The 17,717-nt window shown below is 71.6% G+C and carries 18 protein-coding genes; 2 read left to right on the plus strand and 16 right to left on the minus strand.

Annotation, left to right across the window (positions count from 1 at the left end; all coding sequences use genetic code 11):
- Nucleotides 1-11: 11 nt before the first annotated feature.
- The 4 genes from B9O00_RS22745 to B9O00_RS22760 form a co-directional block, all read right to left on the minus strand.
- A complete protein-coding gene (locus B9O00_RS22745) occupies nt 12-398 on the minus strand; it encodes a hypothetical protein (RefSeq protein WP_085125036.1) in 387 nt (128 codons plus the stop codon).
- A 230-nt stretch (nt 399-628) separates the two neighbouring features.
- Nucleotides 629-2,059 carry an ATP-binding protein gene (locus B9O00_RS22750; protein ID WP_218822911.1) on the minus strand — a complete coding sequence of 477 codons (1,431 nt, stop codon included), beginning with the start codon at nt 2,057-2,059 and terminating at the stop codon, nt 629-631.
- A gap of 128 nt (nt 2,060-2,187) precedes the next feature.
- Nucleotides 2,188-2,934: a response regulator gene (locus tag B9O00_RS22755; protein ID WP_322111213.1), complete on the minus strand. Its 747-nt coding sequence runs from the start codon at nt 2,932-2,934 to the stop codon at nt 2,188-2,190.
- Between the two features lie 37 nt (nt 2,935-2,971).
- Nucleotides 2,972-3,493 carry a MarR family winged helix-turn-helix transcriptional regulator gene (locus B9O00_RS22760; protein WP_085125037.1) on the minus strand — a complete coding sequence of 174 codons (522 nt, stop codon included), beginning with the start codon at nt 3,491-3,493 and terminating at the stop codon, nt 2,972-2,974.
- 193 nt (nt 3,494-3,686) lie between these two features.
- Here B9O00_RS22760 and B9O00_RS22765 point away from each other — a divergent pair, with 193 nt between their 5' ends.
- Nucleotides 3,687-4,598 (plus strand): branched-chain amino acid aminotransferase, encoded by a 912-nt coding sequence (locus B9O00_RS22765; protein ID WP_085125038.1) that lies wholly within the window; start codon nt 3,687-3,689, stop codon nt 4,596-4,598.
- A 48-nt stretch (nt 4,599-4,646) separates the two neighbouring features.
- On the opposite strand, the gene B9O00_RS22770 is transcribed toward B9O00_RS22765, so the two are convergent.
- From B9O00_RS22770 to uvrB, 12 genes are all read right to left on the minus strand, one after another.
- Entirely contained in the window at nt 4,647-5,684 is a 1,038-nt protein-coding gene (locus B9O00_RS22770) for a peptidoglycan-binding domain-containing protein (RefSeq protein WP_085125039.1), read from the minus strand.
- 99 nt (nt 5,685-5,783) lie between these two features.
- Nucleotides 5,784-6,272, minus strand: a complete 489-nt coding sequence (locus B9O00_RS22775; RefSeq protein ID WP_085125040.1) for a molybdenum cofactor biosynthesis protein MoaE — start codon at nt 6,270-6,272, stop codon at nt 5,784-5,786.
- A gap of 18 nt (nt 6,273-6,290) precedes the next feature.
- Nucleotides 6,291-6,545 (minus strand): molybdopterin converting factor subunit 1, encoded by a 255-nt coding sequence (gene moaD, locus B9O00_RS22780; protein WP_085125041.1) that lies wholly within the window; start codon nt 6,543-6,545, stop codon nt 6,291-6,293.
- A 17-nt stretch (nt 6,546-6,562) separates the two neighbouring features.
- Complete coding sequence (locus B9O00_RS22785) at nt 6,563-7,831, minus strand: molybdopterin molybdotransferase MoeA (protein WP_085125042.1); 1,269 nt, start codon at nt 7,829-7,831, stop codon at nt 6,563-6,565.
- Nucleotides 7,831-8,364: a molybdopterin-guanine dinucleotide biosynthesis protein B gene (mobB, locus tag B9O00_RS22790; protein WP_085125043.1), complete on the minus strand. Its 534-nt coding sequence runs from the start codon at nt 8,362-8,364 to the stop codon at nt 7,831-7,833. Before mobB ends, B9O00_RS22785 begins: the two co-directional genes overlap by 1 nt.
- A gap of 82 nt (nt 8,365-8,446) precedes the next feature.
- The gene (pgsA, locus tag B9O00_RS22795; RefSeq protein WP_085125044.1) at nt 8,447-9,004 is read right to left on the minus strand and encodes a CDP-diacylglycerol--glycerol-3-phosphate 3-phosphatidyltransferase; all 558 of its coding nucleotides are present in this window, start codon (nt 9,002-9,004) and stop codon (nt 8,447-8,449) included.
- A 251-nt stretch (nt 9,005-9,255) separates the two neighbouring features.
- Nucleotides 9,256-11,349: an excinuclease ABC subunit UvrC gene (gene uvrC / locus B9O00_RS22800; RefSeq protein WP_085125045.1), complete on the minus strand. Its 2,094-nt coding sequence runs from the start codon at nt 11,347-11,349 to the stop codon at nt 9,256-9,258.
- 475 nt (nt 11,350-11,824) lie between these two features.
- A complete protein-coding gene (locus B9O00_RS22805; RefSeq protein WP_159460298.1) occupies nt 11,825-12,250 on the minus strand; it encodes a dihydroneopterin aldolase in 426 nt (141 codons plus the stop codon).
- A 53-nt stretch (nt 12,251-12,303) separates the two neighbouring features.
- A complete protein-coding gene (locus tag B9O00_RS22810) occupies nt 12,304-13,086 on the minus strand; it encodes an SDR family oxidoreductase (protein WP_085125047.1) in 783 nt (260 codons plus the stop codon).
- A 55-nt stretch (nt 13,087-13,141) separates the two neighbouring features.
- A complete protein-coding gene (locus tag B9O00_RS22815) occupies nt 13,142-14,131 on the minus strand; it encodes a calcium/sodium antiporter (RefSeq protein WP_085125048.1) in 990 nt (329 codons plus the stop codon).
- 19 nt (nt 14,132-14,150) lie between these two features.
- A complete protein-coding gene (gene msrB, locus B9O00_RS22820; RefSeq protein ID WP_085125049.1) occupies nt 14,151-14,603 on the minus strand; it encodes a peptide-methionine (R)-S-oxide reductase MsrB in 453 nt (150 codons plus the stop codon).
- 401 nt (nt 14,604-15,004) lie between these two features.
- On the minus strand, nt 15,005-17,263 hold the full coding sequence (uvrB, locus tag B9O00_RS22825; protein ID WP_085125050.1) for an excinuclease ABC subunit UvrB: 2,259 nt from the start codon (nt 17,261-17,263) through the stop codon (nt 15,005-15,007).
- A 181-nt stretch (nt 17,264-17,444) separates the two neighbouring features.
- Here uvrB and B9O00_RS22830 point away from each other — a divergent pair, with 181 nt between their 5' ends.
- A complete protein-coding gene (locus B9O00_RS22830) occupies nt 17,445-17,627 on the plus strand; it encodes a PLD nuclease N-terminal domain-containing protein (RefSeq protein ID WP_085125051.1) in 183 nt (60 codons plus the stop codon).
- Nucleotides 17,628-17,717: the final 90 nt, after the last annotated feature.

Genomic DNA, 17,717 nt, shown 5'->3' on the forward strand with positions numbered 1-17,717 from the left:
CGGCTGCCCGGTCAGGCGGCCTTGCGCGGGGCGTGGCCGCGCCTGGCGGCCGGCCTGCCGCCGGTGGCGACCGGCTCGCCCAGCCCGCCGTCGATGACCCGCAGGGCCCTGAGCGGCCGCAGCAGGTACCAGCACAGCGCGATGGTGGCACCGATCGCCGCCAGCGAGGCGATGACCTGGACCGCGTCGATCGAGCCGGCGCGGTGGACGTGCAGGATGTACTTCAGCACCAGCAGCGAGCCGATCATGGCGACGCCGATGACGCTGGCCAGCAGGATCTCCCACAGCAGCTCGACCCGTCCCCAGCGCGGCATCGCCGGCCGCCGGTTGACCTCGTAGGCCCAGACGAGCGCGATCAGCGAACCGCAGAGCAGCAGCACGCCGGTAAGGAGCAGCATGTTCGGTCGGGACTCCACCCGAGGACCGGGCCCTTCAGGGCGGCCGGCGGCCTGTGCCGCCGGACCGGAGCGCGACGCATCCGCGCCCGCACCGTCCTTCGAGGCGCGATGATTCCGCCGTTCCGGGCCGGGGGAGCAGCGCGATTGCGGCGTGCCCACCCTGCGTTCCTTGCAGATCTGGCCCGCGTTTTCCCCGCCGGGCGGGGGCGTCGCTCCCCCGGCGCGGCCCGCTACTGCGGCAGCCAGATCCGGGCGCGCAGGCCGCCGGCCGGCGCCTGGTCGAGGGTCAGGTCGCCGCCGTGGCTGCGCACCACGTCGCGTGCGATGGTCAGGCCCAGGCCGGTGCCGCCGGTCTCGGGATTGCGCGAGCGCTCGAGCCGGAAGAAGGGCTTGAAGACCTCCTCGCGCTGCTCCGGCGGGATGCCGGGGCCGTCGTCGTCGACCAGGATCTCGATGCCCTCGCGGCGCCGGCCGGCGGTCACGGTGACCTGGCCGCCGTAGCGCTGGGCGTTGTTGATCAGGTTGGCGAGGCAGCGGCGCATGGCCTCGCGGCGCAGCACGGCCGGCAGGCGCTCCTCGATGTGCAGGTCGACGCTGGCGCCCTCGCGGCGCGCCTGCTCGGCGACCTGGCGCAGCAGGTCGCCCAGGTCGAGCGGGCGCGGCTGCTCGGTGCCCTCGCCGCGGGCGAAGGCGAGGTAGCCCTCGATCATCCGCTCCATCTGGGTGACGTCGTGCTTCAGCGCCTCGACCTCGCCGCCCTCGCCGAGCAGGGCGAGCTCCAGCTTCATGCGGGTCAGCGGCGTGCGCAGGTCGTGGCTGACGCCGGCCAGCATGGTCGTGCGCTGCTCGATCTGGCGGCGGATGCGCTCGCGCATGCGCAGGAAGGCGATCGAGGCCTGGCGGACCTCGGTCGCGCCCTCGGGCTTGAAGTCGCTGACGTCGACGCCCTTGCCGAACATCTCGGAGACCTGGGCGAGGCGGCGGATCGGCTTGACCTGGTTGCGCATGAACAGCAGCGCGACCACGGCCAGGATGATCGAGGTGCCGACCATCCACATGATGAAGATGTAGGAGGTCTCGCTGAACAGCCGCTCGCGCGGCACCAGCACGTAGAGGATCTTGTTGCCGAGGTCGACCTCGATCCAGACGTCGCGCGGCAGGCTGTGGGTGTCGATGACGAAGGGCAGGTCGAGGCGTTCGGCCAGGGCGTCGGTCAGCTTCTTGTCGAGGATCGAGGGGATCCAGGGCCGCGACGGCTGGCTGAGGGTGTCGGTGTCGAGCAGGCGGACGCGCAGCCACAGGCGGCGCCAGGCGAACTCGTAGACGTCCTGCAGCTGGTTGGCGTCGTCGGCCTCGCGGATCATCTGCACGACGGCGCCGACGTCGCCGGCCAGGTACTGCGACAGGCGCCGGGTGATGGTGTCGTAGTGGCGGTCGTAGAAGATCCAGGTCGAGATCACCTGCAGCAGCACGAGCGGCAGCAGGATGATCAGCAGCGAGCGGCCGAGCAGGCTGCGCGGCAGCATGCGGCGCGGCCAGGAGCGCGGCGGCCTGAGGGTCAGCAGGTCGGCGGCCAGGCCGGTCGCCTCGCCGAGCCGGTCGCCACCCCGGTCGGCCCCCCGCTCCATCTCGTCGCGCAGGCTGTCGCGGCCCGTCGGCATCGCTGTCTCCGCTGCCTCGTCGCCGCCGGCCGCCGGGGCGCTGCGCTGCTGCGCGTGCTTCGCCCGACGTCCCGGCCACGGCATCCAGGACGGCAGGGTCGGCCGGAAGGCGGGCCAGGGCCTGTCCATCAGTCGGGAATCAGCGCGTAGCCGATGCCGCGCACCGTCTGCAGGTAGCGCGGGTACTTGGGATCGTCCTCGATCTTGCGGCGCAGCCGGGTCATCTGCACGTCGATCGTCCGCTGGTTGCCGATGTCGGGGCTCTCGGCGGCCAGCGCCTCGCGGCCGATCGCCACACCGGGCCGGCGGGCCAGCGCTGCCAGCAGCACGGTCTCCGCGGCGGTCAGGCGCACGAAGCGGTGGCCGTCGATGCGCTCCTCGCGCAGCTCCTCGCGGGTCAGGTCGAAGACGAAGCGCCCGAAGCGCAGGCTCTGGGGACGCGGCGGCTCGGCCGCCGGCATGGCCGCGGTGCGGCGCAGGATCGCCTGGATGCGCAGCAGCAGCTCGCGCGGCTCGAAGGGCTTCGAGAGGTAGTCGTCGGCACCGCTCTCGAAGCCGGCGATGCGACTCTCGACCTCGTCCATGGCGGTCAGCAGCAGGATCGGCACCTGCTTGTCGCGGCGCAGCGCCTGGGTCAGCTCCAGGCCGCTCTCGCCGGGCATCATGATGTCGAGGACGATCAGGTCGACGTCGAAGGCGGCCAGCCGGGCCCGTGCCTCGGCGGCGTCGGCGGCCTCGAGCACCAGGTAGCCGCGCTCGCTGAGGAAGCGCTTCAGCAGCTCGCGCAGCCGCGTGTCGTCGTCGACGACCAGGATGTGGACGGCGCTCTCGTCGGCCGTGCGCCGTCCGGTGGTCGGGCTCTCGCTCATCGCCATCGGCTTGCCCTCCCGTCGCCGGTCCGCCAGCCGCTGCTCAGTCGCCGCGCGGGGCCCGCACGCCCGGCCGCTCGCCGCCGCGGCCCTCGAAGCGGGCGCGGTCGCGCTCGTTGATCAGGCCCAGCATGACCGTGCGGAAGCCCTCGACCGCCTCGGCGCCGGCGGCGCGGTAGGCTCGGGCGAAGCGGCCTGCCTGGGTCTCGGTCAGGCGGCGCTCCAGCTCGTAGCCGCGCGGCGTCAGGTGCAGGTGGCGCCGGCGCCGGTCCTGGGTCCCGGCCTTCTGCTGCACGAAGCCCTCGCGGACCAGCTGGCCGAGCACCCGGCTGAGGCTCTGCTTGGTGATCTGCAGGATCTCCAGGAGCTCGCTGACCGCCAGGCCCGGGTTGCGGCCGACGAAGTAGATGACCCGGTGGTGGGCGCGCCCGTAGTCGTACTCGGCGAGGATTCTGTCCGGCTCCGCCGTGAAGTCGCGGTAGGCGAAGAACAGCATCTCGATGCCCTGGCGCAGCTCCTCCTCGCGCAGGAAAAGCGGGTTCGCGGCAGTTTTTATGTCAGTCATGTTGACTTAATTCGCTAAGGTCATTACGTTCCTCGGAGAGGATCGGACAGAAAGTTACAAACCCGGTCGGTTCTCCGCAACGAACCGCGGAGTTTCCTGGTCTCGCCCGATCCGACCACGTAGCTTCACCGAACGCGTCCCTGGCCGGGACAGGCCAGACGATGCAAGGACTTATAGGGCCGGAGGACCCGCCATTTCCATGCTTCCTTTCGACGATCGCGACGGACTGATCTGGCTGGATGGCCAGTTCGTCCCCTGGCGTGAGGCCAAACTCCACGTGCTCAGCCACGGCCTGCACTACGCGAGTGCCGTGTTCGAGGGCGAGCGCGCCTACAACGGCACGGTCTTCAAGATGACCGAGCACCACGAGCGACTGCACGAGTCCGCGCGCATCCTCGGCTTCACGATCCCCTGGTCGGTCGAGCAGATCGACCGGGCGACCGACGAGCTGCTCGCGGCCAACAACATCGTCGACGGCTACGTCCGGCCGATCGCCTGGCGCGGCAGCGAGATGATGGGCGTCTCGGCCCAGAAGAACGCGATCCACCTGGCGATCGCGACCTGGGAGTGGCCGGCCTACTACTCGCCGGAGGCGCGCATGCAGGGCATCCGCATGATGTTCGCGCCCTACCGCCGGCCCGATCCGAAGACCGCGCCGGTGCACTCCAAGGCCGCCGGCCTCTACATGATCTGCACGCTGTCGAAGCACGCCGCCGAGAACCAGGGCTACAACGACGCCCTGATGCTCGACTGGCGCGGCCAGATCGCCGAGGCGACCGGCGCCAACGTGTTCCTGGTGCAGGACGGCAAGATCCACACGCCGACGCCGGACTGCTTCCTGAACGGCATCACCCGGCGCACGGTCATGGAGCTCGCCCGCGAGCACGGCTACGAGGTGATCGAGCGCTCGATCCTGCCGGAAGAGCTCGGCCACACCCAGGAGGTCTTCATCACCGGCACGGCCGCCGAGGTCACGCCGGTGCGCGAGATCGGCGAGTATCGCTTCACGCCGGGCGAGGTCACGCTGAACCTGGTCGAGGCCTACGACGCGATGGTCAAGCGCTCGCACAAGAAGGCGGCCGCCGCGGCGACCAGCGCCGCCTGAACGACCGAGGGCCTGGCCGCCGCCGGCAGGCACCGGCGGCGGCCGGCCTCAACCCTGCTGCAGCATGTGCAGCAGCACCCGCGCCTGGTAGTGGTATGAGTTGATGCCGGAGCCGTTGTAGCGGCGCACGGCATAGGGCCAGTCGCAGCCGACGGCCGCGCGCCGCGGCACGCCGCTGTAGCTCGCCGAGGCGTAGTACTGGGTCGGCGCCCAGAGCGTCGTCGAGCCCTCGTAGACCGGCTCGCCCTCCCGGATGTCGACGGCGCCGGCCTGGCGCAGGCAGGTCAGGCAGTCGCTCATGTAGCGCGCATCGCCCGCCGGATACCTGCAGAGCCGCAGCGGCCCCGTGCCGACTTCGGCGATGCGGTCGTCGGCCCGCGTGCCGCTGGTCGAGCCGTTGACGAAGCCGTCGAACTTGGCGCGCAGCTCGCTCCTCGCGGCCTCGACGTTGCCGCTCGGGCTGTCGACGCGGCCGGCGATCTCGTCGCGGCTCGGCGGGTGGTGGAAGAAGGTGTACTGGCCGATGCCGTAGCCGCGCGAGGTCACGGCCTCGGAGGCCGCCGAGTCGTTGCGGTCGAGACCGACGACGACGAAGTTGTCCTCGTTGCCGCCGCTCGGCTCCCGATAGTGCTTGCCGCCGCTCTCCTGCTCGAAGATGCCGAGCTGGAAGGGCATCGGCGCGACCTCGGAGCGCTCGCCGCTCAGCTCCTCGAGCAGCGCCGCGTTGGCCTCGGCGGCGTTCTCCGCAGCCGGCACCCGGCCGAAGGCGGGCTCGTCGAGCAGGTCGCCGATGCAGGCGGCGAAGGCCTCGTCGCAGGCGCCGGTCACCGTCGCGACGCGGCCGCGGTTGTAGTCCCGGACCGCGATCGGCGCCGGGCCGTCGCTGCCGCTGCCGTCGTTGTGCAGCAGGTCGTGGCTCAGCGCCTGCAGCGCCGCCTCGGTGCCCGAGCCGAAGATGCCGTCGATGTCCTTGTAGAGGTAGCCGAGGGCGCGCAGGTCGCGCTGCAGGTCGCGCACCTGCTGCGGGCTCGCCGTGCCGCCGCGCTGCAGCACCAGTCCCGTCTGACGATAGCTCTGGTCCGCCATGGTCCTTCCTCCCTGCCGGCGCCGACGCCTGTCGTCCAAGGCAGTAGGACGACGCGGCGGCGCGTCGCTACGTGACGGTCGGGAAGCGGCCGCTCGCTGCTACTCGGCGGCCTTCGGGCCGTCCTCGCTCCAGCGGGCCGCGGCGGCCTCGTCGCTGTCGCGCGCCTCGACCCAGCGGCCTTCGCCGCCGTCGCTCTCCTCGACCTTCCAGAAGGGCGCCTTGGTCTTCAGCCAGTCGATCAGGAACTGGCAGGCCTCCAGGGCAGCCTGGCGGTGCGCGCTGGCGCAGGCGACCAGCACGATCGGCTCGCCCGGCTCCATGCGGCCGTAGCGGTGGACGATCAGGCTGGCCTCCAGCTCCCAGCGCCGGTTGGCCTCGGCCTCGATGCGCTCGAGCATCTTCTCGGTCATGCCCGGATAGTGCTCCAGGGTCATGGCGGCGAGCGCCGCGCCCTCGCCCCCTGGCGGGGCGACGTCGCGGACCAGGCCGACGAAGGAGGCGAGGCCGCCGATCGCATGGTTGCCGGCGCTCAGGGCATCGAGCTCGCGGCCGAGGTCGAAGGCCTCGCGCTGCACCCGGACCGTCATGGCGCCCTCCGGGGCATCTCAGCCTCCCGTCACCGGCGGGAAGAGCGCGATCTCGTCGCCGGCCGCGACCGGGTCGCCGGGCCTGGCGTACTCCTGGTTGACCGCGACCCGGATCAGCTTCGGATTCTCCAGGGCCTTGGCGTAGCCGGGCCCGCGGCTCGGCAGCCAGGCCAGCAGCTCGGCGACGGTGGTCACCTCCTGCGGCAGCGCGACCTCCTCCTCGGCCGTGCCGGTATGGCTCTTCAGCCAGGCGAAATAGAGCAGTCGTGCCATCCGATCCTCGCCTCGCCTCAGCTCATCAGCGCGCTGAAGGGCAGGAACCTCACGGTGGTGCCGGGCTCCAGCCGGGTCAAGTCCTCGGGCAGCTCGACCAGCCCGTCGCTCTCGACGATCGAGGACAGGATGCCGGCGCCGTCGCGCGGGAACTTGCGCGCCACCAGGCGGCCGTCCTCGCTGTCCAGCGAGGCGCGCAGCCACTCGCGGCGGTCCCGCTTCTTCCTGTGGGCGAAGCCGGCGGTCACCGCGAAGCCGGGCGTCGGCTCGGGCGCGGCGCCGGCGAGGCGCAGGATCAGCGGGCGCACGAAGGTGACGAAGGTCACGACCACCGCGACCGGGTTGCCGGGCAGCCCGACGAGGGGCACCCGCCCGACCTGGCCGAGCGCGATCGGCCGGCCCGGCTTGATCGCGAGGCGCCAGGCGTGGAGGCGCCCCAGCGCCTCGACCGCCGCCTTGACGTGGTCCTCCTCGCCGACCGAGACGCCGCCCGAGGTGATCACCAGGTCGTGGCTGCCGGCGGCCTCGGCCAGGGCGGCGCGGACCGCCGGCTCGCGGTCCTCCAGGATGCCGAGGTCGGTGACCGCGCAGCCGAGCCCGCGCAGCAGGCCGCCCAGGGTGTGGCGGTTGGAATCGTAGATGCAGCCCGGCGGCAGCGGGCTGCCCGGCTCGCGCAGCTCGTCGCCGGTCGAGAAGAGCGCGACGCGCAGGCGCCCGGCGACCGCGAGCTCCCGGCGGCCGATCGCAGCGGCCTGGCCGAGGTCCTGGGGCCTGAGGCGCCGGCCGGCGGCCAGCACGGTCTCGCCCTGGCGGATGTCCTCGCCGGCCAGGCGGCGGTTCGAGCCGCGCCTGATGCCCGGCGCGATCACCACCGTGTCGCCCTCCAGGCGGCAGTCCTCCTGCATCATCACGGTGTCGGGCGCCTCGCCGTCGAGGCCGGCGGGCATGGCGGCGCCGGTGAAGATGCGCACGGCGGTGCCGCGCGCCTGAGGCCCGGCCAGGGGATGGCCGGCGGCGGCCCGGCCGCGGATCGGCAGGCGCGTCTCGGCCTCGGGGTCGAGATCGTCGAAATAGACCGCATAGCCGTCAACCGCGGAGTTGTCGTGGGCCGGCACCGAGAAGGCCGCGACCAGGTCCTCGGCCAGCACGCGGCCGAGCGCGGCGTCGAGCGCCACCGTCTCCTCGCCGGTTACCCGCGCCGTGCGCGCCTCGATCAGCGCCAGCGCCTCCTCGACGGTCATCAGCTTGCCGCCGTGGGCGAAGCAGTCGTCGCTGAGCTGGGCCATCAGGCGGCTCCCCGCTCCTTTCCCGAGGCGACCTTCCCGGCGAGCCCGCAGGTCTCGACGACGAAGTCGGCGATCGCCTCGACGTCGTCGAGCGGCAGCACCGGCCGGTCGGTCTCCGGCACCGGGCCGTCGGAGGCGACCGCGACGACCTGGGGATCCTCGGGCGCGCGCAGCGGCTTGCCGACCGCGCGGCGCCAGACCTCCAGCTTCGGCAGCGCCTCCTGCTTGAAGCCCTCGACCAGCACCAGGTCGACCGGGGCGAGCCTGCCGAGCAGCTCGGCCAGCGTCGGCTCCGGCGCGCCGCGGTGCTCGTGCATCAGCGCCCAGCGGTTGGCCGAGCTGACCAGCACCTCCTCGGCGCCGGCCTGGCGATGCTCGTAGGAGTCCTTGCCGGGCTGGTCGACGTCGAAGGCGTGGTGGGCGTGCTTGATCGTCGAGACGCTGAGCCCGCGGCGCTTCAGCGCCGGGATCAGCCGGACCGTCAGGGTCGTCTTGCCGCTGCCGCTCCAGCCGGCGAGCCCGAAAACCTTCATGGAACCGTCGTCCGCCCGTTCGTCCGCTTGTCCCGCTAGAAAGGCCCGGCGGCCCCCCAGGCGTCAAGGCCGCTTCGCCGTCTCAACGAGCCGTCATGTGCTTGAGGCCGCGGGTCACGTAGTCCCAGCCGGTGACCACGGTCAGCAGGGCCGCCAGCCAGAGCAGCGCCTCGCCGAGCGCCAGCAGCAGCGGCAGGCCGGGCAGGGCGGGGGCGACCAGCAGCACGGCCAGGGCCGCCATCTGCACCGTGGTCTTCCACTTCGCCAGCTTGCTCACCGGCATGCCGACCCTGAGCTCGGCCAGGTACTCGCGCAGGCCGGAGACCAGGATCTCGCGGGCCAGGATCGCCAGCGCGGCGATCACCGAGACGCCGGCGATCTCGCCGCCGGCGACCAGCATGACCAGGATCGCGACGACCAGCAGCTTGTCGGCGATCGGATCGAGGAAGCGGCCGAGCGGCGTCACGACGTTCAGGCGCCGGGCCAGCCAGCCGTCGAAGAAGTCGGTGATGCAGGCGGCGGAGAAGAGGCCGAAGGCGATCCAGTGCGGCGTCGGACCCTCCAGGTAGAGCAGGGCGACGACCAGGGGGATCACGACGATCCGCGCCAGGGTCAGGAGGTTCGGCAGGCTGGTCAGCATGGCGGCACTCTAGCGGCTTTTGCGTTGCGGTTGCATGGCTGGCGCGACCGGGGAAGGCGTTTGCGCCCGGATGTGCTTCCCTGATCCGTCATCCCCGCGGAGGCGGGGATCCAGGGTGGCCTGCTCCGAGCCTGCGCTCTGGATCCCCGCCTCCGCGGGGATGACGGTCTGGAGGGGCCAAATCATCCCGAGCTTGTCGAGGGATGTGACGGCGCAATCCCCGACCTCGTGTGGCGGACAGAGGCTGCCGCTCAGCCGCGGCGGAACCAGTCGTGGATCTTCTTGGCGACGGTGCCGGAGATGCCCTCGACCTTCTCCAGGTCGGCGAGGCTGGCACGCTCGACGCCGCGCGCCGAGCCGAAGTGCAGCAGCAGCGCCTTCTTGCGCTTGGCGCCGATGCCCGGGATCTCGTCGAGCGCCGAGGTCAGGCGCGCCTTGGTGCGGCCGGCGCGGTGCGTGCCGATGACGAAGCGGTGCGCCTCGTCGCGCAGCCGCTGGATGAAGTAGAGCACGGGGTCGCGCGGCTCGAGCAGCAGCGGCGGCCGGTCGGGCAGGAAGATGCGCTCGCGCCCGGCGTCGCGGTCCGGGCCCTTGGCGACGGCGGCGACGTCGAGGTCGTCGATGCCGAGCTCGGCCAGCACCTCGAGGGCGACCTGCAGCTGGCCGCGGCCGCCGTCGATCAGCACCAGGTCCGGCCACTGGCCTTCCGTGCGCTCCGGGTCCTCGCGCTGGGCGCGCGAGAAGCGCCGGGTCAGCACCTCGCGCATCATCGCGTAGTCGTCGCTGCTGCGCCCGGCCTCGGTGTTGCGGATCGCGAACTTGCGGTAGGCGCTCTTGCGCAGGCCCTCGGGGCCCGCGACGATCATCGCGCCGTAGGGATTGGCGCCCTGGATGTGCGAGTTGTCGTAGACCTCGATGCGCTCGGGCGTGCGGTCGAGCCCGAGCCGGTCGGCCAGGCCCTGCAGCAGCCTGGCCTGGGCGCTCGATTCCGCCATGCGCCGGGCCAGGGCGTCGCGGGCGTTGTCGAGCGCCGCCTCGACCAGCTTCAGCTTGTCGCCGCGCTGCGGGGCCGCGAGCTCGACCTTGCGGCCCGCCTTGCTGCTCAGCGCCTCGGCCAGCAGCTCGGCCTCGGCCGGCTTGTGGCTGGTCAGGATCAGGCGCGGCACCGGCTTGTTGTTGTAGAACTGTGCCAGGAAGGCGGAGAGCACCTCGTCGAGCTCCATCTGGCGGTCGTGGCTCGGGAAGTAGGCGCGGTTGCCGTAGTTGCGGCCGACCCGGAAGAAGAAGACCTGGATGCAGGTCTGGCCGCCCTCCTGGTGCGCCGCGACGACGTCGGCGTCCTCGACGCCCTCGACGTTGATGCCCTGGCTCGACTGGATGTGGGCGAGGGCGCGCAGGCGGTCGCGGTAGCGGGCGGCCTGCTCGAAGTCGAGCCGCCCGGCGGCCTCCTGCATGGCCCTGGCCATCTCCTCCTGGAAGTCCTGGCTGCGCCCGGTCAGGAAGGCGCGCGCCTCGGCGACCAGGCGGTCGTAGCCGGGCTTGTCGATGCGGTCGACGCAGGGCGCCGAGCAGCGCTTGATCTGGTACATCAGGCAGGGCCGGGTGCGCTGGGCGAAGACCGCGTCGGAGCAGCTGCGCAGCAGGAAGGCCTTCTCCAGGGCTGTCACCGTGCGGTTGACCGCGCCGGCCGAGGCGAAGGGCCCGAAGTAGCTGCCCTGCTCGTCCTGGGCGCCGCGATGCTTGCGGATCTGCGGGTAGTCGTGGTTGCCGGTGATCAGGATGTAGGGAAAGGACTTGTCGTCGCGCAGCAGCACGTTGAAGCGCGGCATCAGGCGCTTGATCAGATTGCTCTCGAGCAGCAGCGCCTCGACCTCGCTGCGCGTCCGCACGATTTCGAGGGCGACGGTCTCCGCCACCATGCGCTGCAGCCGGATCGGCAGCTTGGCGAGCTGGGTGTAGGTGTAGACGCGCTTCTTCAGGTTGCGCGCCTTGCCGACGTAGAGCGCCTCGCCCTTGGCGTCGAGCATGCGGTAGACGCCGGGGCTCGACGGCAGGCTGCGCACGGCGGCGGCGATCGCCTCGACGCCCTCGGCCAGGCGCCCGGGCGCGGCCTCGGCCCCCAGGGACGGGTCGGCGGGGGAAGGATCGGCGGGGGACGGAGCGGTGGGGGCCGTCTCGGGACCGGCGGGCACGAACAGCGCCGCCGGATCGTCGCCCTCGCGCAGGCTGCGCAGCACCGGCTCGGCCGACTCGGCATAGGTCGCCAGCTCCGCCGGAGTCTGCGGCGCGCGCTTGCCGCCGCCGGTCGGGTCGTGGCGTCTGCCGCGGGGGTGTTTGGCTGCCATCGCTGCGGTCTCGCTGTCCGGCGCTTCAGTCAGCGCAACAATGGCGCGCGACAGCGTCGAAGCTGTGCACGCGGGGGTCGACGGAGGGCTCGGATACCGCGTCCGGCTGCGCTCGCGAGGCCCGCCGACGGTTTCCACCATTCCTGTGGATAAGGCTGTGGGCATGCCGTTGACGCGAGGCCACCGGCCGCAGAGATCCAAGGCTTTCTCCTCTTTGCCCAAAAAGTAGGCAAAACTCTAAGCCTTTGTTTTTAGGCTGTATTTCCCCTGTCAATCGCAAAGAAAACGTCATCTTGCGGTTTTGCGCCTTGACAGTCCGGGCTTCCGGACGGCCCCGCGGCCTGTGTGTACAAGTCATTTACGTGAGCCCCGGATCGGCCTCCGGAAAGGAGTATAAGTCCATGATTCAGGTGGGCCTTTGTAATGTCCCGCTGCCCCGGCGGCGAGCCGTTCGGCGGGCCCTGTCGGGATCGGCTCAGCTGCCCGGCCGACGTCGCTCCAACTCGATGCCGAGGCCGGCCAAGTCGGCGTAGCGGTCGAGCTTCTCGATCCGCACCTTGACGGCCAGCACGCGCGGCTCGGCGAAGCAGAGCTGCATGATCTGGTCGGCCAGGGTCTCCAGCAGGAACACCCGGCTGTCGTCGATCGCCGCGCGGATCCGCTTGAGCACGGCCGAATAGTCGACGACCTTCGCGAAGTCGTCGTCGTAGGCCGAGGGCGGCCGCACCGCGGCCTCCATGTTGATGCGCAGCCGCTGCGGCTTGCCGCGCTCGCGGTCGTAGACGCCGATCAGGCAGGTGACGTCGAGATCGCGGACGATCAGCGTCAGGCTGTCGCCGCCGGTCTGGCGCGCCTCCCGTTCGGCCTCTCCTCGGACGGGCTCGATGCGGGCGTCGTCCACTGGCTCCTCCCGCCCGTTGCCGTGGCCCCGACGGCCGGGCCTTCGGGTGTCCTTCACTCCTCGACGGGCGGTCCGCTCGCCGGACTCCAGTTGAGGTGCTGCCCGCCGTCGAGTGCGATCATTTGCCCGGTCATCGAGCGGGCTTCAAGCAGGAAACGCAGCGTCCGGCAGATCTCCTCGGGATCGGTGCCGCGGCCGAGCGGCGTCGAGGCGGCCTGGCGGGTGAACTGCGCGTCGCTCTGGCGCGGGCTCGGCAGGGCCGGGCCCGGGCCGATGCCGTTGACCCGGATGCGCGGCGCCAGGGCCAGCGCCAAGCTCCGGGTCAGGGTCCAGAGCGCCGCCTTGCTGACGGTGTAGCTGACGAAGTGCGGGGTCAGGTTCCAGACCCGCTGGTCGAGCAGGTTGACGATCAGCCCGCCCGCATCCTCGGGCAGCTGGCGGGCGAAGGCCTGGGACAGCACGAAGGGCGCGCGCAGGTTCGGCTCCAGGTGGTGGTCCCAGGACTCGCGCGTCGCGTCGTGCCATTCGTCGCGCTCGAAGGTCGAGGCGTTGTTGACCAGCACGCCGAGCGGGCCGAGCGCCTCGACCGCCGCCGGCAGCAGGCGGGCGGCCTGGGCCTCCTCGGCGAGGTCGGCCTGGAGCGCGACGGCGCGGCCGCCGCCGCGGCCGATCAGCCGCACGACCTCCTCGGCCGCCTCGGCCGAGCCGTTGTAGTGCACGGCGACGGCGAAGCCGGCCTCCGCCAGCGACAGGGCCAGGGCGCGGCCGATCCGCCTGGCCGCACCGGTCACCAGGGCGGCGGTAGGCAGGGAATCGGGATGGGCTGCGTGGGGCATGACGCTTCAGGTGGCAGGGGCGCCCGACGGATGCAAGCCGAAACGGGGCGCCGGCTCAGTGCCCGGCGACGGCGGCGGCGAGGCGCGCCTCGTCGCCGAACTGGGCCCAGAGGAAGCCGGCGTAGGCCAGGATCAGCAGCAGGCTGGCGACCCGGCCGATCGGCCGCCCGCGGCGCAGCAGCAGCACCAGCACGACCGTGCAGCCGGCCAGCACCCAGAGGTCGAAGCGCCGGAACTCCGCGGCGATCGGCACCTTGCCGGGCAGGCAGAGCACGCCGCCGATGGCCAGCAGGTTGAACAGGTTGGAGCCGATGACGTTGCCGAGCACGACGTCGGGGTGGCGCCGCAGCGCGGCGGTGATCGAGGTCGCGAGCTCCGGCAGCGAGGTGCCGAAGGCGACCAGGGTGAGGCCGATCGCGGCGTCGGAGATGCCGGCCGCCCGGGCCAGGTCGATCGAGCCGTCGACCAGCAGCTGGGCGCCGAAGGCGAGCGCGGCGCAGCCGAGCGCGGTCAGGCCGAGGGCGGCGTCGAGGCGCGCCGGCGCCTCCTCGCTCAGCTCCGCGACCTCGTTGACGGCGTCGCCGTCGGGCACCCGGCACTCCTGGCGATAGCAGCCGACCAGGTAGACGCCCATCAGCCCGAGCAGCAGCAGGCCCTGCGGCCAGGCCAGCGGCGCCGTGAAGAAGGCGAGCAGCAGGAACAGCAGGGTGACGCCGAGCAGCGAGGGGGCGTCGCGTCGGCTGAGCCCGGCGGCCGGCGGCAGGGCCGCGATCAGGCCCGCGGCGCCGACGATCAGCAGGCTGTTGGTGATGTTCGAGCCGACGATGTTGCCGAGGCCGAGGTCGGGCTTGTCGGACAGCGCCGCGGCGACCGTGACGACCAGCTCCGGCATCGAGGTCGCGAAGGCGACGACGGTCAGCGCGATCAGCAGGTTCGACAGGCCGAGGCGCCTGGCGAGGCCGACCGCGCCGCGCACCAGCAGCTCGCCGCCGAGGGCGAGCAGCAACAGGCCGCCGAGGGCCGAGAGGACGGCGATCCAGAGCATGGAGGCTGCTATGGCGGCGTCAGCCGCCGAGCCTGGCGGCGTCGCTCGTCTCGCTGGCGGCAGCGCCCGCGGCCCCGACCGAGGCCGCGTCCGGGACCAGCCTCAGGGCCGCGGAGTTGATGCAGTAGCGCTGCCGGGTCGGCTTCGGGCCGTCGGGAAAGACGTGGCCCTGGTGGGCGCCGCAGGCGGCGCAGTGCACCTCGGCGCGGGCGAAGAGGAAGCTGCGGTTCTGCTCGACCGCCTCCGGCGCGATCGGCTGCCAGAAGGACGGCCAGCCGGTGCCGCTGTCGAACTTGTGCGCCGAGGAGAACAGCGGCTCGCCGCAGACCACGCAGACATAGGTGCCGGGCCGCTTCTCGTTCCAGTACGCCCCGGTGAAGGCCGGCTCGGTGCGGTGCTTCTGGGTGACCTTGAACTGCTGCGGCGTCAGGTGGCTGGTGTCGACGGGTTTCCTGGCGGCCGTGTCGGCCATGGCCGTACTCCTCGTTGTTTCTCGCCAAGTCACAAATGGGTAAGCCCGTGCCGCAAACCACCCCCGCTCCCGGCCGCGTCCCGGACCGTCGTCCTCGGGGACGAGGCTCCGATCGACCGGGCGCCGGAGCGCGGAACGGGCTCCCGGTCACCCGCGACGGCCTCGGAGCAGCGCCATGGCCGGGCCGGACAAGCCGATCGCCTTCGGCCCGGCCGCGCCGGTCTTCGCCGTACCCTTCGCTTGCGAAGCGGTCAAGTGGGGCGCCGCCGCCTGTCGGCTCCGGCCGGCCGGGAGCCGCGTCACGCCCGGTGCCCCGGCCCTCGCGGCTCGGCGCCGGCTGATGCCGGGACACTTGCTGTGCGGCCTCCTCCGCCGCCTCTTGCCGGCCCGGCCAGCCGGCCTCAGGGGCCGCGGCGCCGGCGCGGCCTGCCGGTCTTGGCGCCCGCCCGCCCGGCGGGTCGGCTCTTCGAGAGGGCGTCGGCGCCGGCGATCGCCTTGGCGAAGGAGTCGGGGTCGGTCTTCATGATCTGGCCGCCGCGACCCAGGCCCTGCTTGGCGCGCTTGCCGCCGGCGCCGATGTCGCCGGTGCCGTCCCAGACCGCCCGGTGCGGGATCTCCAGCGAGGCCGACTCCAGCCGGCGGATCTCGTCGCGCAGCCGCGCCGCCTCCTCGAACTCCAGGTTCGCGGCGGCGTCGCGCATCTGCTTCTCGAGGTGCTCGATGTGGACCTGCAGGTTGTGGCCGACCAGGTGCTGCTCCTCCTGGCCGGTGCCGACCGTGACATGGTCGCGCTCGTAGACCGACTGCAGGATGTCGGCGATCTGCTTCTTGATGGTCTGCGGCGTGATGCCGTGCTCCAGGTTGTAGGCGCGCTGCTTCTCGCGGCGCCGCTCGGTCTCGCCCAGTGCCGCCTTCAGGCTGTCGGTCATCTTGTCGGCGTAGAGCAGCACCTTGCCGTCGACGTTGCGCGCGGCGCGGCCGATGGTCTGGATCAGCGAGGTCTCGGAGCGCAGGTAGCCCTCCTTGTCCGCATCCAGGATGCAGACCAGCGCGCATTCCGGGATGTCCAGCCCCTCGCGCAGCAGATTGATGCCGACCAGCACGTCGAACACGCCGAGCCGGAGGTCGCGGATGATCTCGATGCGCTCCAGCGTGTCGACGTCGGAGTGGATGTAGCGGACCTTGAGCCCGGCCTCGTGCAGGTACTCGGTTAGGTCCTCGGCCATGCGCTTGGTCAGGGTCGTGACCAGGGCGCGGTAGCCGCAGCCGATGGTCGCCTTGCACTCGGCGATGACGTCGTCGACCTGCTGCTCGGTCGGGCGGATCTCGCAGGGCGGGTCGATCAGGCCGGTCGGGCGGATCACCTGCTCGGTGAACACGCCGCCGGTGCGCTCCAGCTCCCAGCGGCCCGGCGTCGCCGAGACGTAGACCGTCTGCGGCCGCATCAGCTCCCACTCCTCGAACTTGAGCGGGCGGTTGTCGATGCAGGAGGGCAGGCGGAAGCCGTACTCGGAGAGGGTCGACTTGCGCGCGTAGTCGCCCTTGTACATGCCGTTGAGCTGCGGGACGGTGACGTGGCTCTCGTCGACGATCAGCAGGGCGTCGTCGGGCAGGTACTCGAACAGCGTCGGCGGCGGCTCGCCGGGCTGGCGGCCCGAGAGGTAGCGCGAGTAGTTCTCGATGCCGGCGCAGGAGCCGGTCGCCTCCATCATCTCCAGGTCGAAGGTCGTGCGCTGCTGCAGCCGCTCGGCCTCGAGCAGCTTGCCGGCGGCGACGAACTCGTCGAGGCGCAGCTTGAGGTCGCGCTTGATCTGCTGGATCGCCTGGAGCAGCGTTGGCCGCGGCGTCACGTAGTGGCTGTTCGCGTAGATCTTGACCGCCTCCAGGGTCGCGGTCTTCTCGCCGGTCAGCGGGTCGAACTCGTGCAGCGCCTCCAGCTCGTCGCCGAACAGCGAGATGCGCCAGGCGCGGTCCTCGTAGTGCGCCGGGAAGATCTCGACGGTGTCGCCGCGCACCCGGTAGGTGCCGCGCTGGAAGGCCACGTCGTTGCGCTTGTACTGCAGCTCGCCGAAGGACTTCAGAAGCTGCTTGCGGTCCAGTGTCTGGCCGGTCCGGAGGGTGACGACCATCGACTGGTAGGTCTCGGGCGAGCCGATGCCGTAGATGCAGGAGACCGAGGCGACGATCACCGTGTCGCGCCGCTCGAACAGGGCGCGGGTCGCCGAGTGGCGCATCCGGTCGATCTGCTCGTTGATCGAGGATTCCTTCTCGACGTAGGTGTCGGTGCGCGGGACGTAGGCCTCGGGCTGGTAGTAGTCGTAGTAGGAGACGAAATACTCGACCGCGTTGTCCGGGAAGAAGGACTTCATCTCGGCGTAGAGCTGGGCGGCCAGGGTCTTGTTCGGCGCCAGGATCAGCGTCGGGCGCTGCAGCCGCTCCATGACGTGCGCCATGGTGAAGGTCTTGCCCGAGCCGGTGACGCCGAGCAGCACCTGGTCGCGCTCGCCCTGCTGCAGGCCTCCGGTCAGCTCGCGGATCGCCTGCGGCTGATCGCCGGCCGGCACGTAGTCGGAGACGATGCCGAAGGGCGTCGATGCCTCGATCGGCGCGACGCTGCCGCCCGCGGCCGTGACGTCGAGAAGCTCTGTGCTGCCTGCCATGCCGCTAAGATAGGACGCCGCCCCCCCGATCGGCCAGGGGGCGCGCGGGCAAAAGCGTCTTGCCCGCAGAGCGGCTGGCGACCCGATGGCCGGTCCCCGTCCGTCCGCCCCTTGACCGGCCGTGCCGGAAGCCGGAAGCTGACGGCGACTCGAGGAGCCAGCGTCCCAGGGGAGACTCGCGATGGGCTTGGAAGTCGGCCTTTTCGGCCTGATCCTGCTGCTGATCTGCGTCTGGGCGATTCTCCAGATCGCCCAGAGTCACGCCTCGACCCTCGCCAAGGCGCTGTGGATCGTGGCGCTGCTGATCTTCCCGGTCTTCGGCTTCGTGGCCTGGCTGATCTTCGGTCCGCGCGCCAACCGCTAGAGCATTTTCCGATCAATCGCAGTCATATCCGGCGGCGGCGAAGTAGTTCTCGCATTCGGCCGGCGTGAAGATCTCGACGCCCTGGGCGAT

The sequence above is a fragment of the Tistlia consotensis USBA 355 genome (genome assembly GCF_900177295.1).
GTDB classification, from domain to species: domain Bacteria; phylum Pseudomonadota; class Alphaproteobacteria; order Kiloniellales; family DSM-21159; genus Tistlia; species Tistlia consotensis.

Excerpts from the sequence above, each read along its gene's own strand:
- B9O00_RS22745 (WP_085125036.1), bottom strand. The coding sequence starts at position 398 with ATGCTGCTCCTTACCGGCGTGCTGCTGCTCTGCGGTTCGCTGATCGCG.
- B9O00_RS22750 (WP_218822911.1), bottom strand. The coding sequence starts at position 2,059 with ATGCCGACGGGCCGCGACAGCCTGCGCGACGAGATGGAGCGGGGGGCC.
- B9O00_RS22755 (WP_322111213.1), bottom strand. The coding sequence starts at position 2,934 with ATGGCGATGAGCGAGAGCCCGACCACCGGACGGCGCACGGCCGACGAG.
- B9O00_RS22760 (WP_085125037.1), bottom strand. The coding sequence starts at position 3,493 with ATGACTGACATAAAAACTGCCGCGAACCCGCTTTTCCTGCGCGAGGAG.
- B9O00_RS22770 (WP_085125039.1), bottom strand. The coding sequence starts at position 5,684 with ATGGCGGACCAGAGCTATCGTCAGACGGGACTGGTGCTGCAGCGCGGC.
- B9O00_RS22775 (WP_085125040.1), bottom strand. The coding sequence starts at position 6,272 with ATGACGGTCCGGGTGCAGCGCGAGGCCTTCGACCTCGGCCGCGAGCTC.
- moaD (WP_085125041.1), bottom strand. The coding sequence starts at position 6,545 with ATGGCACGACTGCTCTATTTCGCCTGGCTGAAGAGCCATACCGGCACG.
- B9O00_RS22785 (WP_085125042.1), bottom strand. The coding sequence starts at position 7,831 with ATGGCCCAGCTCAGCGACGACTGCTTCGCCCACGGCGGCAAGCTGATG.
- mobB (WP_085125043.1), bottom strand. The coding sequence starts at position 8,364 with ATGAAGGTTTTCGGGCTCGCCGGCTGGAGCGGCAGCGGCAAGACGACC.
- pgsA (WP_085125044.1), bottom strand. The coding sequence starts at position 9,004 with ATGCTGACCAGCCTGCCGAACCTCCTGACCCTGGCGCGGATCGTCGTG.
- uvrC (WP_085125045.1), bottom strand. The coding sequence starts at position 11,349 with ATGGCAGCCAAACACCCCCGCGGCAGACGCCACGACCCGACCGGCGGC.
- B9O00_RS22810 (WP_085125047.1), bottom strand. The coding sequence starts at position 13,086 with ATGCCCCACGCAGCCCATCCCGATTCCCTGCCTACCGCCGCCCTGGTG.
- B9O00_RS22815 (WP_085125048.1), bottom strand. The coding sequence starts at position 14,131 with ATGCTCTGGATCGCCGTCCTCTCGGCCCTCGGCGGCCTGTTGCTGCTC.
- msrB (WP_085125049.1), bottom strand. The coding sequence starts at position 14,603 with ATGGCCGACACGGCCGCCAGGAAACCCGTCGACACCAGCCACCTGACG.
- uvrB (WP_085125050.1), bottom strand. The coding sequence starts at position 17,263 with ATGGCAGGCAGCACAGAGCTTCTCGACGTCACGGCCGCGGGCGGCAGC.
- B9O00_RS22830 (WP_085125051.1), top strand. The coding sequence starts at position 17,445 with ATGGGCTTGGAAGTCGGCCTTTTCGGCCTGATCCTGCTGCTGATCTGC.